General features: G+C 54.2%; 10 protein-coding genes and 1 pseudogene. 10 read left to right on the top strand and 1 reads right to left on the bottom strand.

The window, feature by feature from the left end; all coding sequences use genetic code 11:
- Positions 1 to 166 precede the first annotated feature (166 nt).
- The 10 genes and pseudogenes from ACTQ3V_RS01310 to ACTQ3V_RS01355 all read left to right on the top strand — a co-directional run.
- Positions 167 to 1,450: a substrate-binding domain-containing protein gene (locus tag ACTQ3V_RS01310; protein ID WP_441465919.1), complete on the top strand. Its 1,284-nt coding sequence runs from the start codon at positions 167 to 169 to the stop codon at positions 1,448 to 1,450.
- A 196-nt stretch (positions 1,451 to 1,646) separates the two neighbouring features.
- Positions 1,647 to 3,155: a sugar ABC transporter ATP-binding protein gene (locus tag ACTQ3V_RS01315; protein ID WP_441465920.1), complete on the top strand. Its 1,509-nt coding sequence runs from the start codon at positions 1,647 to 1,649 to the stop codon at positions 3,153 to 3,155.
- A 15-nt stretch (positions 3,156 to 3,170) separates the two neighbouring features.
- Positions 3,171 to 4,826, top strand: coding sequence for an ABC transporter permease subunit (locus ACTQ3V_RS01320; RefSeq protein ID WP_441465921.1), 1,656 nt, complete (start codon positions 3,171 to 3,173; stop codon positions 4,824 to 4,826).
- Positions 4,827 to 4,980: 154 nt separating this feature from the next.
- Complete coding sequence (locus tag ACTQ3V_RS01325; protein ID WP_441465922.1) at positions 4,981 to 6,267, top strand: galactokinase; 1,287 nt, start codon at positions 4,981 to 4,983, stop codon at positions 6,265 to 6,267.
- A gap of 41 nt (positions 6,268 to 6,308) precedes the next feature.
- Positions 6,309 to 7,301, top strand: coding sequence for a UDP-glucose 4-epimerase GalE (gene galE / locus ACTQ3V_RS01330; protein ID WP_441465923.1), 993 nt, complete (start codon positions 6,309 to 6,311; stop codon positions 7,299 to 7,301).
- A 2-nt stretch (positions 7,302 to 7,303) separates the two neighbouring features.
- Positions 7,304 to 8,800 carry a UDP-glucose--hexose-1-phosphate uridylyltransferase gene (gene galT, locus ACTQ3V_RS01335; RefSeq protein WP_441465924.1) on the top strand — a complete coding sequence of 499 codons (1,497 nt, stop codon included), beginning with the start codon at positions 7,304 to 7,306 and terminating at the stop codon, positions 8,798 to 8,800.
- Positions 8,801 to 8,803: 3 nt separating this feature from the next.
- Positions 8,804 to 9,841 (top strand): aldose epimerase family protein, encoded by a 1,038-nt coding sequence (locus ACTQ3V_RS01340; RefSeq protein WP_441465925.1) that lies wholly within the window; start codon positions 8,804 to 8,806, stop codon positions 9,839 to 9,841.
- 154 nt (positions 9,842 to 9,995) lie between these two features.
- Positions 9,996 to 10,196 carry a hypothetical protein gene (locus ACTQ3V_RS01345; RefSeq protein ID WP_441465926.1) on the top strand — a complete coding sequence of 67 codons (201 nt, stop codon included), beginning with the start codon at positions 9,996 to 9,998 and terminating at the stop codon, positions 10,194 to 10,196.
- 36 nt (positions 10,197 to 10,232) lie between these two features.
- Positions 10,233 to 11,906: a recombinase family protein gene (locus ACTQ3V_RS01350; protein ID WP_441465927.1), complete on the top strand. Its 1,674-nt coding sequence runs from the start codon at positions 10,233 to 10,235 to the stop codon at positions 11,904 to 11,906.
- 45 nt (positions 11,907 to 11,951) lie between these two features.
- A pseudogene (locus ACTQ3V_RS01355) lies at positions 11,952 to 12,083 on the top strand (alpha/beta-type small acid-soluble spore protein); the annotation flags it as partial.
- 194 nt (positions 12,084 to 12,277) lie between these two features.
- Here ACTQ3V_RS01355 and ptsP read toward each other — a convergent pair.
- Positions 12,278 to 13,990 carry a phosphoenolpyruvate--protein phosphotransferase gene (gene ptsP, locus ACTQ3V_RS01360; RefSeq protein ID WP_441465928.1) on the bottom strand — a complete coding sequence of 571 codons (1,713 nt, stop codon included), beginning with the start codon at positions 13,988 to 13,990 and terminating at the stop codon, positions 12,278 to 12,280.
- Positions 13,991 to 14,105: the final 115 nt, after the last annotated feature.

Below are 14,105 nucleotides of genomic sequence, written 5' to 3' on the forward strand. Positions count from 1 at the left end.
TAAAGATTTAAAAATTTCATGTTATAATAAATTTCAATGAAATTTACCCCTTTTGCGGTGATTTTTCACCTTGTTTTTCCGTATTTTTTCCTATACAATAGGAACAAGCAGGAAGGATCTTCTAAAGAATATCCCTCCAAACCAAAAGGAGAAAAGGAGAATCATTATGAAGAAAAAGGTACTTGCGCTGACTCTGGCTGCTGCAATGATGGCCAGCATGGCGGCCTGCTCCTCGGGCGGTAACGATACGGGCACTGCGCAGAACGACGGTGGCACGCAGGCGGCAGAGGTTGCCAACAAGGATAAGCCCTTAGTGTGGTTTAACCGTCAGCCCTCCAACAGCTCTACCGGCGAGTTGGACATGAACGCTCTGAGCTTCAACGACAACACTTACTACGTAGGCTTTGACGCCAACCAGGGCGCTGAGCTTCAGGGCACCATGATTCTGGACTACGTAAAGGCCAACATTGATACCATCGACCGCAACGGCGACGGCATCATCGGTTATGTACTGGCCATCGGCGATATCGGTCACAACGACTCCATCGCCCGTACCCGCGGCGTCCGCGCGGCTCTCGGCACTGCTGTTGAAGCAAACGGCGCTATCAACAGTGACCCTGTAGGCAGCAACGCTGACGGCTCGGCTACCGCTGTTAAGGACGGCTCTCTGGAAGTCAACGGCAAGACCTACATTGTCCGTGAGCTGGCTTCTCAGGAAATGAAGAACTCCGCCGGCGCAACTTGGGATGCTGCTACCGCTGGTAACGCGATTGGCACCTGGGCTTCCTCTTTTGGCGACCAGATCGATGTCATCGCTTCTAACAACGACGGCATGGGCATGTCCATGTTCAACGCTTGGTCCAAGGCCAACAACGTTCCGACCTTCGGCTATGACGCTAACGCTGACGCGGTTGCTGCTATCGCAGAAGGCTACGGCGGCACCATCAGCCAGCACGCTGACGTTCAGGCTTACCTGACCCTCCGCGTACTGCGTAACGCACTCGACGGCGTGGATATCGACACCGGTATCGGCACCGCGGATGACGCCGGCAACGTACTGAGCGACGACGTTTACTACTACGATGAGGCCGCTCGTTCCTACTACGCTCTGAACGTAGCAGTTACTGCCGACAACTACACCGAGTTCACCGACTCCACCAAGGTTTACGCACCGGTCAGCAATCAGCTGGATGCTTCCGCTCATCCGGAAAAGAGCGTATGGCTGAACATCTACAACGCTGCTGATAACTTCCTGAGCGCTACTTACCAGCCGCTGCTGCAGAACTACGATGATCTGCTCAACCTGAAGGTAGAGTACATCGGCGGCGATGGCCAGACTGAGGCCAACATCACCAACCGTCTGAGCAACCCGAGCGCGTACGACGCTTTCGCCATCAACATGGTTAAGACCGACAACGCAGCTTCCTACACTGCTCTGCTGAATCAGTAATACGGATTTGGACTCTTTTAAGTCAAACAATAGGTAACACGCCAATGTGATTGGGGAGAAGGAATTCTCCGTCTTAGGAGAAGCAATTCTCCATACGGAAGAAGACCTTCTCCCCAATCCTGTTTTTCCAAGGAAATCGGGACGGATCACTTGGGTCCGCCCAATCTGGCAAATTGCATAAACGGGAGTAACGAGAATGGCAGATGCAAAAAACGATATTGTCCTGTCAATCCGCGGCATGAGCAAATCCTTTGGCCGTAACCGAGTGCTCGATCACATCAATCTGGAGGTCAAGCGCGGCACGGTCATGGGACTGATGGGTGAAAACGGCGCCGGTAAGTCCACGATGATGAAGTGCCTATTCGGCACTTATCAGAAGGACGAAGGAAAGATCTTTTTGAATGGTAAAGAGATTAACTTCTCCGGCCCTAAGGATGCTCTGGAGAACGGAATCGCCATGGTGCATCAGGAACTTAATCAGTGTCTGGAACGCAACGTGATCGACAATCTGTTCTTAGGCAGATACCCCACCAATTCCGTGGGCATGGTAGACGAAGGCAGGATGAAAAAGAAGGCTTCGGAACTGTTCCGCAAGCTGGGTATGACGGTCAACCTGACCCAACCCATGCGGAATATGTCCGTTTCCCAACGACAGATGTGCGAAATCGCCAAAGCAATTTCCTACAATTCTCAGGTAATTGTTCTGGATGAACCCACCTCCTCCCTCACTGTCCAGGAGGTAGATAAACTCTTTGAAATGATGCGGATGCTGAAAGAGCAGGGTATTGCTCTTATCTATATCTCGCATAAAATGGATGAAATCTTTGAGATTTGTGACGAGATTTCCGTACTTCGCGACGGCAATCTGGTCATGACCAAGCCCTCGCAGGAGACAAACATGAACGAGCTGATCACCGCCATGGTAGGTCGCTCTCTGGAGAGCCGCTTCCCCCCGGTAAACAATACACCGGGAGACACGATTTTGTCAGTGCAGCATCTCTCCACCAAATACGCCCCCTATCTTCAGGATGTATCCTTTGATGTAAAGGAAGGCGAAATTTTCGGTTTGTACGGTCTGGTGGGCGCCGGTCGTACCGAGCTGCTGGAAACAATTTTCGGCGTGCGGACGCGTGCAGCAGGCCGCGTCTACTTTAAGAATCGCCTGATGAACTTCAACAGCGCCAGAGAGGCCATCGAACACGGCTTCGCCATGATCACAGAGGAACGCAAGGCCAACGGTCTGTTCCTCAAATGCGACCTCACCTTCAACACGACCATTGCGAATCTGAATCAGTACAAGAGCGGCTTTGCCTTGTCTGATGCCCAGATGATAAAGGCCACCAACAAGGAAATCAAAATCATGCACACCAAGTGCATGGGTCCCGACGATATGATTTCCAGCTTGTCAGGCGGCAACCAGCAGAAGGTCATCTTCGGCAAGTGGCTGGAACGGGAACCTCAAGTCTTTATGATGGACGAACCCACGCGTGGCATCGACGTAGGCGCAAAATACGAGATTTACGAACTGATCATCAATATGGCCAAGCGCGGCAAGACCATTATCGTCGTCTCTTCCGAAATGCCCGAGATCCTCGGCATCACCAACCGTATTGGTGTTATGTCCAACGGACATCTCTCCGGCATCGTCAACACCAAAGAGACCGATCAGGAAGAGCTTTTGCGGCTTAGCGCAAAATACCTGTAGTAGGAGAAATCGCTTATGGCATCAACAAGTACAAAAATTCTTACGGCTGAGCAGGAAGCAAAGCTCCGCCAGCCTATCGACGAATACGTCGGCAAAATTCAGGATCAGATCAATGACCTGCGCGAGGATGGCACCGACAAGGTGATCGAAATTCAAAGCGCGATCGACAGCCTGAAGCGGGATAAAATCTACACCGCTCAGGAGAAAGAAACCCGTATTCGGGAACTTCAGTCGGAGTTAGAGAAGGCCAAGGCGGTCGAGAACCGAAATAAAGATGCGATCGCCAAGCTGATTAGCGACGCAGAAAACTACTTAAAGGCCCATTTCAATACGGACTATTATCAGGCGGTCATCGCAAGCTGCAAGGACGAAAAGGTGCTTGCAGAGGAGAAATACCGCACAACGGTCGCCCAACTCAATCAGGAGCATCAGAGTACGATGTCCAAGCTCACCGATGCTCATGAAATCAAGGATGAAAAGTACGTACACAAAAACCGGCTCTTTGACGCCAAAATGCAGCGCGCAAAGAATCTGCAGCAGGTAAAAGACCGGCAGCACGCCGCTTTTGAACACAAGTTCCATCTTATCGACCTGTTGCGCATGTCCAAATTCTCGTTTGGTGAGTCCATGTCGCAGCGGTGGGAGAACTACAAGTACACGTTTAACCGTCGTGACTTCCTGCTGAAAAACGGTCTGTACATCGCTATCATCATCATCTTCATCGCCCTGTGTATCATCACCCCGCTGGTGAAAAACGTACAGCTGCTGACAGTGAACAACGTGCTGAACATTCTCCAGCAGGCTTCGCCCAGAATGTTCTTGGCGCTCGGCGTAGCAGGCCTGATTCTGTTGGCCGGCACCGACCTGTCCATCGGCCGTATGGTTGGTATGGGCATGACGGCAGCTACCATCGTTATGCACCAGGGCATCAACACCGGCTCTGTGTTCGGTCATATCTTTGACTTCACCAGCCTGCCGGCTATCGCCCGTGTTCTTCTGGCACTGATTGTGTGCATCGTGCTTTGCACCGTGTTCACCACAATTGCCGGCTTCTTCACGGCAAAATTCAAAATGCATCCTTTCATTTCCACCATGGCTAACATGTTGGTTATCTTCGGTCTGGTCACCTACTCCACCAAGGGCGTGTCCTTCGGTGCAATCGACCCGAATATCCCCAGCATGATCATCCCCCGCATCAACAACTTCCCCACCATCATTCTGTGGGCGGTTGCCGCGGTAGTCATCGTGTGGTTCATCTGGAACAAGACCACTTTCGGCAAGAACCTTTACGCTGTCGGCGGCAACCCTGAATCCGCCGCTGTATCCGGTATCTCCGTATTCTGGGTCACTGTAGGCGCGTTCGTTATGGCCGGTATCCTGTATGGCTTCGGCGCTTGGCTGGAATGTATCCGCATGGTGGGTTCCGGCTCTGCGGCTTACGGCCAAGGCTGGGAAATGGACGCCATCGCGGCCTGCGTAGTAGGCGGTATCTCGTTCACCGGCGGTATCGGCAAGATCTCCGGTGTTGTCGTGGGCGTATTCATCTTCACCGCCCTGACCTACTCGCTTACCACGCTGGGTATTGACACCAACCTGCAATTCGTATTCTCCGGCATCATCATTCTGGTAGCCGTTATGCTGGACTGCCTGAAGTATGTGCAGAAGAAATAAGCAATCCATCTGTTAAAAGCGAAAAGCCGCTGCAAGGCAACTATAAAGGTCCCGCCTGCTTGCAGCGGCTTTCTGTTACGCTAACCCCCAAAAACGTATACTGTGTTTAAAAACATCGTTCCGGTCTACCGAGACGAGAAGGAGTGGATATACCATGCAAAAATTAAGCGATGTACGCCGCGCACTGGACGCCGGAGAGCTGAACGCTCCTCTGTCTGAGTTGCTCTATGATGATCTGACTGCCGCTCGGCAGCGCATAGCGAAATTACTCGATGCCTTTCAACAATGCTTTAGTGCCCAAGATGATACCCCTGTCGCTCTGTGCTCCGCCCCCGGCCGCACGGAGATTGGCGGCAACCATACCGACCATCAACACGGCCGCGTTCTGGCCGGCGCGGTCGATTTGGACTTTTTGGCCTGTGCCAGCCCAAATGGCACCAATACCATCCGTTTCCAGTCCGAGGGCTGGCCGATGGTAGAAGTGAATCTGGATACGCTGGATCCCAAGGAGGAGGAAAAGGAAAGCACTGCCGCTTTGGTTCGCGGTATGGCAGCTCAGGCGGCACAGAAAGGCTACCCTGTAGCCGGCTTTGATGTGTATGCTACATCCAGCGTACTGCCCGGCTCCGGCCTGTCCTCTTCTGCGGCATGCGAAGTACTTCTTGGTGTCATTGAGAACCATCTGTTCTGCCGGGATGAGCTCGACCCGGTAACGATTGCACAAATGGGTCAGAAAGCGGAAAACGTGTATTTCGGCAAGCCCTGTGGCCTGATGGACCAGACTGCATCCTCAGTTGGAGGCGCTGTCACCATCGACTTTAACGATCCCTCTGCTCCGATTGTCCGGGCACTGAAGGTAGATCTGGACAGCCTTGGCTATGCTCTGTGCATCATCGACTGCGGTGCAGACCATGCCGACCTGACGGACGAATACGCCGCGGTTCCCAGAGAGATGAAAACAGTGGCCGCTTTCTTCGGCAAAGAGGTGCTGCGTGAGGTGGATGAAGCCGATGTACTCGGCAATCTGCCCGCACTTCGTAAAGCGGTAGGCGATCGCGCCGTACTTCGCGCACTGCATTTCCTGGCCGATAACCAGCGAGTAGCGGAGCAGGCCGACGCGCTGGCCAACGGCGATATGGATACCTTCCTCGCACTGGTGAACCAATCCGGCCACTCCTCTTGGGAACTGCTGCAAAATATCACTCCTGCCGGTGCCGTGCAGGAACAGTCCATGGCGGTTGCGCTGACGGTCGCGCAGCGCGCGCTGAACGGCCGCGGTGCCTGCCGCGTACACGGCGGTGGCTTTGCCGGAACCATTCAGGCTTTTGTCCCGCTCGACCTGCTGGCAGCATTCCGCAGTGAGATAGAGGGCGCACTGGGTGCCGGATGCTGCCATGTGTTGCGGATTCGCCCTGTGGGCGGCACAGTCCTCTGGTCCTGAACAATACAACTGCTTTGATGTGAAAGGAGCGCACTTGTAACATGGCAATTTTAGTGCTGGGCGGGGCCGGCTATATCGGCTCCCATACCGTATATGAGTTGATTGACGCAGGCCGCGAGGTCGTGGTAGCCGACAATCTGCAAACCGGTTTCCGTGCCGCAGTTCATCCGAAGGCAAAGTTCTATGAGCTGGATATTCGAGACCAAAAAGCGCTGGACACCCTGTTTGAGACCGAGCAAATTGACGGCGTTATCCATTTCGCTGCCTCCTCTCAGGTCGGGGAATCCATGTCCAATCCGCTCAAGTATTATGACAACAACCTCCACGGCACTATGGTGCTTCTCCAGTCCATGGTGGCGCACGGCATCGATAAAATCGTTTTCTCCTCTACCGCCGCAACCTACGGTGAGCCGGAGCGCGTGCCGATTCTGGAGGACGACAACACCTGCCCCACCAACTGCTATGGTCAGACCAAACTGGATATGGAGCATATGATGGGCTGGGTATCCCGGGCGCATGGCCTGAAATATGTAGCGCTGCGGTATTTCAATGCCTGCGGTGCGCACGTCTCGGGCCAGATTGGCGAAGCCCATAATCCGGAAACCCACTTGATTCCGCTTATCCTTCAAGTGCCCTTGGGTCAGCGAGAGATGATCAACGTGTTTGGTGACGATTACCCCACCAAGGACGGCACCTGCATCCGCGACTACATTCACGTTACCGATTTGGCGCAGGCGCACATTCTGGCGCTGGATTACCTGATGAACGGCGGTGAAAACAACGTATTTAATTTGGGTAATGGCGTAGGCTTCACCGTCAAGGAGGTCATCGACGTGGCCCGTGAAGTCACCGGCCATCCGATTCCCGCTAAAATGGCTCCCCGCCGCGCCGGCGACCCGGCACAGCTCATCGCCTCTTCGGAGAAAGCGGTTCAGGTGCTGGGTTGGAAGCCCGAATACAATAACCTGTCCACCATCGTGGCCTCCGCATGGACCTGGCACAAGGGCCATCCCCACGGCTATACGGAGGGTTGAGCATGGAACGTGACACAGCCATTGCCATGCTGGTGACCTATGCGCTGCGCAAAGGTCTTATCCAGCCCTGTGAGGAGATCTGGGCGACAAACGCTTTACTGGGCGTGCTCAAGCTGGACAGCTATACTCCTCCGGAGACGGAACTGCCGGAAGATATTGATTTGACCTCTGTTTTGGACGCCCTCATGGATGACGCCCATGCACGAGGCGTCTTGGAGGAAAACTCCATTGTCTACCGCGATCTGTTTGATACCGCGCTGATGGGCGCGCTCACCCCCCGCCCCGCGCAGGTCATCGACACCTTCCAATCCCTGCGGCAGGAAAGCCCTGAGAAAGCCACCGATTGGTATTACCGCTTCAGTCAGGATACCAACTATATCCGCCGCGACCGCATCGCAAAGGATGTACAGTGGAAGGCGCCCACCGAATACGGTGAGCTGGACATCACCATCAACCTGTCTAAGCCGGAGAAAGACCCCAAGGCCATCGCTGCGGCTCGCAACATGCCGGCTTCTGCCTATCCCCGCTGCCTGCTGTGCGCGGAAAACGAAGGATACGCTGGTCGGGTCAATCATCCTGCCAGACAGAACCACCGCATCGTTCCCATCACCATCAACGACTCGCCGTGGTTCCTCCAGTACTCCCCCTATGTGTACTATAACGAGCACTGCATCTGCTTTAACGCGGTCCACACCCCGATGAAGATCGACCGGGCGTGCTTTGCCAAGCTGCTGGACTTCGTGGGACAGTTCCCGCATTACTTCGTCGGTTCCAATGCCGACCTGCCTATTGTTGGCGGCTCTATTCTGGCGCATGATCATTTCCAGGGTGGACGGTATACATTCGCTATGGAGAAAGCGCCGATAGAGACTCCCTTCTCCTTCCCCGGTTATGAGGATGTGCAGGCAGGTATCGTTAAATGGCCCATGTCGGTCATTCGTATCACCGCCGCAGATCCCCAGCGTCTGATTGAGTTGGCCGACCGTATCCTGACGCTGTGGCGCGGCTATACGGACGAGACCGCGGTCATCTATGCGGAAACAGATGGCGAGCCGCATAACACCATCACCCCCATTGCCCGCCGTCGCGGCAGCGACTACGAATTGGATCTGGTGTTGCGCAACAATCTCACCACCCCGGAGCATCCCTTGGGACTGTATCATCCGCACGCAGAACTCCACCACATCAAGAAGGAGAACATTGGCCTCATCGAAGTAATGGGGCTGGCTGTCCTCCCTGCCCGTCTCAAGACTGAGCTGGCTGCTGTGGCGCAAAAGCTGGTCTCCGGTGATGACTTAGAGGCTGATCCCCTCACCGCTTCCCATGCAAGCTGGGCTATGGGCTTCCGCGATAAGTATGATCTGACCGCAGACAATGCGCTGGACGCGGTATATAAAGAGACTGGTTTGGTCTTTGCCAAGGTACTGGAGCATGCTGGTGTGTATGCCCGTACGACTGAAGGCAAGGAAGCCTTCCTCCGTTTCTTAAGGCAGGTGTAAAATATGACAGAATTCATGCGGCAACCCTTTGGTGTAACTGCTGACGGCCAAGCGGTAGATCAATGGACCATGCGCGCAGGCCAGTATGTGGCTCAGGTGCTTACCTACGGCGGCGTTCTGCGCTCCTTTACTGTCCCCGCCCCCGGCGGCGACCGGGATATTGTGCTGGGATATGACAGTCTGGCAGAATATGAGGCGCAGGACAAATATTTGGGCGCATTGGTCGGACGTGTAGCGAACCGCATCGGCGGCGCAGCCTTCGACCTCAACGGCGTCCACTATCCCTTGGCTGTCAACAACGGCCCCAACTGTCTCCATGGCGGCTTGCGCGGCTTTGACCGGGCAGTGTGGGAAGCGAAGCTCGATAATGATACTTTGGTTCTCACTCATGTCAGCCCGGCCGGTGAAGAAGGCTTCCCGGGCACACTGGAAGTAACGGTAACCTACGCTCTCACCGTTGATGGTGTACTCTCGCTGGATTATCAGGCAAAAAGTGATGCCGATACTCTGTGCAATCTGACCAATCACAGCTATTTCAACCTGCTGGGACACGCCTATGGCTCTCTGGAGGGCCAGCAGGTTGAAATCCGGGCGGATGCCATTACCGAAACCGATGCCGACAGCACGCCCACCGGCGTTCTGCTGCCGGTAGAAGGCACCCCTTTCGATTTACGTTCTCCACGGGACTTTTTGCAAGGGTTGGCGATGGAACATCCTCAGCTGACGCTGGGCAACGGATACGACCACAATTTTGTACTGCGTACCGCACCCGTCTCCCCTCTGGAACCGGTTGCACGAGTTACCGGCGGCGGCCTATGTCTGGAGTGTTGTACCACCCAGCCCGGTCTGCAGCTCTACACGGCAAACTATCTGGACGGCAGCCCCGGCAAGGAAGGCGCCAGCTATGGCCCGCGGTCGGCATTCTGTCTGGAAACGCAGGCTTGGCCAGACGCCATTCACCATACGAATTTCCCCTCTGTTGTACTTCCGGCAGGAGAAACCTATCACCATACCACCACCTACCGTGTAACGATGACCTGATTCCACAAGGAACCATCATACAAGAACAGCAAACCGGGACACTGCAACACGCTTTGCAGTGTCCCGGTTTTTTTGTGCCGCTTTAGAACTCCTACTGAAAAGCGAATAAAAACACACTTTATGGCACAAATTACCTCAAAAAGGAGGTACTTCTATGAACACAATGACACATGCAGCCCATGAGACGCTCTCACCAACAGCGCAGGGAACGCAGACCTGCATCGGTGCTGGCACATTTATCGTCAGACGACAGTATGTTGGCAACGCTCCCGCCCTCGACCTGCTCCGACAGCGCGTACAGCGGGCTGCGCACACAACATCATCCATTGACGAGCGAGTCGGCCCTGCGGTATAATCGACTGGTGAGCCGGTTCTGAAAGGAGCATATCACATGAGAACCGGTAATCTGAAACTTGTTTTTGCCTATCTTCGCCTCTCCAATGAGGAAGCGCGGAGCGGCGAATCCTCCAGTATTGCAAACCAACGGCAGATGATTCAGGACTATTGCCATCGCCACAGTATCACACTTGTGCAAGAGTTTGTAGATGACGGCTATTCCGGCGGCAATTTTGACCGTCCTGCGTTTCAGGCTATGCTGCGTCAGCTGCATGACGGCAAGGCCAATATGGTCATCACTAAGGACTTATCCCGCCTCGGGCGCGACATGCGCGAATCCAGCTACTATGCCGAGCAGTTTTTTCCGGAGCATGGCATCCGCTATCTGACCATCGCAGACAACTTCGACACCGCCCATGAAAACGTCATGGCACCGTTTCAATTTGCCATGAATGAAGTCTATCTGCGGGATGGCTCACGCAAGGTTAAGGATGTCTTGCGAAGCAAACGGGAAAACGGGCAGTACTGTGCTTGCCCGCCCTACGGCTACCGCAAAGACCCTGCGGATAAAAACCGTCTTGCCCCCGACGAACAGACTGCCCCCGTCGTGCGGCGCATTTTCGAGCGAGCGGCTGCCGGAGATTCCTCGCGTAAAATCGCGCTCGACCTGAATACAGATGGCATTATCCCGCCGCTCAAATACCGTGTACTGTTCCGTGATGATTTCAGCCCGGAAGGCGCCGCGCGCGCCTCTGACCTGTGGAACTACACTACGGTCAAGCGTATTCTGAAAAATCCGGTCTATCTTGGGCACACCATGCTTGGCAAAAGCCGCAAGGTCAGTGTCAAATCAAAAAAGAAGGTCGCAGTGCCACAAAGCGAGTGGTCGGTCACACATGACACACACCTTCCCTTAATTGATTCATTGCTCTACGAGAAGGCGCAACGCAATTTAGGTCATGGACGGCGCAGTACTTTGTCCCATGATGCCATCCGTAAAAGCATTTTTTCCGGCATTGTTCGCTGTGCGCGATGCGGTCATTCCCTGTGTTCCTGCGGTACGGTGTACAAGGGGGAGCGGGAGAAATATTGGTATCTGTCCTGCACCCATCAGCGCGGCGATATCGCCAAGCGCTGCGACGGCGTGCGCATCAAGTATGCCGACCTCATGGAAGTTGTGCGGCAGGATTTGAATACCTTGCTCGCGCTGACCGATGCGCAAGCCGAGGCTCTTGCCCGTATTGCAGTGGAAAAAGAGCAGGGGGCCAGCGGACACGCAGCACGCAAAGCTCGCTTACACCAAGCGCAGACACGCCTGTTAACGATAGACAAGATCATTGCCAAGCTGTATACGGACAACGCCGAAGGTCGGCTGGATGACGACCGACTGGCCCGCATGGTCGAAGCGCTTGAACAGGAATCCGCCTCCCATCAGGCCGTCCTCACAGAGCTATCGCAAACACTTCCGAATCGTGAGGACACCGAAGCACGATTTCACCGTTTCTTTATGCTGGCCAAGCAGTGCAGTCACATCGACGTACTCGACCGCGAAACACTGCTTACCTTTATCGATCGCATCGAAGTAGGACCAAAGCAATTTGAAGGTGGACTGCGCAAAGCGACCCATCGCAATACCCCTTATCGCCAGGATATCCGCATCTTCTATCGTTTTATTGGTGAAATTCATGCCGAAAACGAACCGTTGTTGAAACAGTCCTGCGACCTATGACACGTTTCGTTTATACAAACCCTTTAAGATGACACAGGTACACCAAGGGAGGTTGGCGTCAACCTGAAGCAGGGCTATAACGGCGATCTGACTTCCCGTCAGGCCGGCTCGATCGGTGGTCAGATGGTCAAGAAGATGATCGAATCCTACGAGCAGAACCTGGCAAACCAGGGCTGATCTGAGGCAATAGAGAGCGCGCGGCTTCCGTAATAGCGGAAACCGCGCGCTTCTCTTTTTACTGACATGGTTTTATCCGATGACACATGTTGCCTGATGCAAAAAGCCCGTTCACCATACGGTGAGCGAGCTTTTTTTGCTTTATGCTACAATACAGCGCATCACGCTTTACCAGTTTTACAACCTAACTTGTCTTAGCCGCGCCACTGCGCAAAAATCTGCTCCGCATCGGTTGCGCTTGGCGCTGCCACCAGCTTATCCGCCAACTCCTTGCACTCTGCATAAGAATATGCCGCCAGATCGGCCTTCGCCGCCAGCATTGCGGAAGCGGACATGGACAGATTGGTTACACCCAGACCGCAGAGCACCGGTGCCATGCCCGGCGTACCGGCCATTTCGCCGCATACACCGACCTCGATACCATTCTCATTGGCTGCCTTGGCCGTCATTGCAATCAGGCGCAACACGCCCGGATGCAGCGGACGATACAGATAGGAAATCTTCTCATTGATGCGGTCAACCGCACAGGAGTACTGAATCAGGTCATTCGTACCAATCGAGAAGAAGTCAACCTCCTTGGCCAGCATATCCGCGCAGACAGCCGCCACGGGAATCTCCACCATGATGCCGACCTTGACATCCGGATTATGCTCCACACCCTCAGCTGCCAGCAAGTCCTTCGCCTGACGGAGAATCTGCTTGGCATTGCGGATTTCCTCAATCGAGGAGATCATCGGGAACATGATGCGTAAATCGCCATACTTTGCCGCACGAAGCAACGCGCGCAGCTGTGTCAGGAACAGATCGGTTTTGTTCAGGCAGATACGGATTGCACGATAACCAAGGAAAGGATTCTGCTCCTTCTCCAGCTCGAGCGCGGGCACTTCCTTATCGCCGCCGATATCCAGCGTACGGATAATGACCGGCTTGCCCGCCATGGTTTCACACGCCTTCTTGTAGGCCTCGAACTGCTCTTCCTCGCTCGGAAGATCGTCGCGATCCATAAATAGAAATTCGGAACGGAACAGACCGACGCCTTCACCGCCGAGCTCCGCCACGCGGACTGCATCGTCCGGCGTACCGATGTTGCCCTCAATCACAATACGACGGCCGTCGCTTGTAGCGCCCTGACAATCCTTAAACTTGGCCAGCATCGCGCGGCGCTCGTCCTCCGCCTTTTTCTTCTCCGCAAACTGCGCCAGTGTTTCCGCATCCGGGTCAACCACGACTTCGCCTGCCACGCCGTCAAGCAGCAGATCCGCTCCATCCTCAATACCGTCCACCTTTTCGCCTGCGCCTGCGATAGCCGGAATACCCATCGAGCGCGCCATGATCGCGGAATGGCTGGTACGGCCACCGATACGGGTGATAAAGCCAACAACCGGCTTTGAGCCGATCTTCGCCGTGTCAGACGGCGTCAGGTCGTTGGCAATGATAATGCACGGTTCGGTAATCGAATCAATCGCATTATCCGCAATGCCCTTGAGGTTTTTAAGCACGCGCTTGGAAATATCCCCGATATCCGCTGCGCGCGCCTGCATGTACTCATCATCCATCGCACGGAACATTGCCTGAAAATTTTCGCAGTTGACAAAGCAGGCATACTCCGCGCACACCTTATCCTCTTCCACCAGATTGGTCATACCCTCGATAAAATCCGGGTCATCCAGCATGAGCAGGTGCGCGTCAAAGATTTCCGCTTCCGCCGCACCGATATTTTTTTCCGCTTCATCGCGCAATGCCTCAATCTGTTTTTTCGCATTGGCCACAGCGTCAGTCACGCGTTTCTGCTCGGCCGCAACATCCGTGATGCTGTCTTTGACGACCGTCAAATCCTCCTCCTTGATGACCAAGGCCCTGGCATGTGCAAGCCCCTCCGAAACGCCAATCGCTTTAAACTTGACCATAGCCGTATCCTCCTGTTTTCTTGTATTTCTTATACAAAAACCATATGTTTCTCTTAAATTACATTGTATAATATTTACGCTCTTTCGTCAAGTACACAGAACATTTTTCCGAAAA

It is taken from the genome of Candidatus Agathobaculum pullicola (genome assembly GCF_052117205.1).
Classification (GTDB): domain Bacteria; phylum Bacillota; class Clostridia; order Oscillospirales; family Butyricicoccaceae; genus Agathobaculum; species Agathobaculum pullicola.

What these genes read in the sequence shown, in the direction of transcription:
- ACTQ3V_RS01310 (WP_441465919.1), top strand. Translation starts at nt 167, where the DNA reads ATGAAGAAAAAGGTACTTGCGCTGACTCTGGCTGCTGCAATGATGGCC.
- ACTQ3V_RS01315 (WP_441465920.1), top strand. Translation starts at nt 1,647, where the DNA reads ATGGCAGATGCAAAAAACGATATTGTCCTGTCAATCCGCGGCATGAGC.
- ACTQ3V_RS01320 (WP_441465921.1), top strand. Translation starts at nt 3,171, where the DNA reads ATGGCATCAACAAGTACAAAAATTCTTACGGCTGAGCAGGAAGCAAAG.
- ACTQ3V_RS01325 (WP_441465922.1), top strand. Translation starts at nt 4,981, where the DNA reads ATGCAAAAATTAAGCGATGTACGCCGCGCACTGGACGCCGGAGAGCTG.
- galE (WP_441465923.1), top strand. Translation starts at nt 6,309, where the DNA reads ATGGCAATTTTAGTGCTGGGCGGGGCCGGCTATATCGGCTCCCATACC.
- galT (WP_441465924.1), top strand. Translation starts at nt 7,304, where the DNA reads ATGGAACGTGACACAGCCATTGCCATGCTGGTGACCTATGCGCTGCGC.
- ACTQ3V_RS01340 (WP_441465925.1), top strand. Translation starts at nt 8,804, where the DNA reads ATGACAGAATTCATGCGGCAACCCTTTGGTGTAACTGCTGACGGCCAA.
- ACTQ3V_RS01345 (WP_441465926.1), top strand. Translation starts at nt 9,996, where the DNA reads ATGAACACAATGACACATGCAGCCCATGAGACGCTCTCACCAACAGCG.
- ACTQ3V_RS01350 (WP_441465927.1), top strand. Translation starts at nt 10,233, where the DNA reads ATGAGAACCGGTAATCTGAAACTTGTTTTTGCCTATCTTCGCCTCTCC.
- ptsP (WP_441465928.1), bottom strand. Translation starts at nt 13,990, where the DNA reads ATGGTCAAGTTTAAAGCGATTGGCGTTTCGGAGGGGCTTGCACATGCC.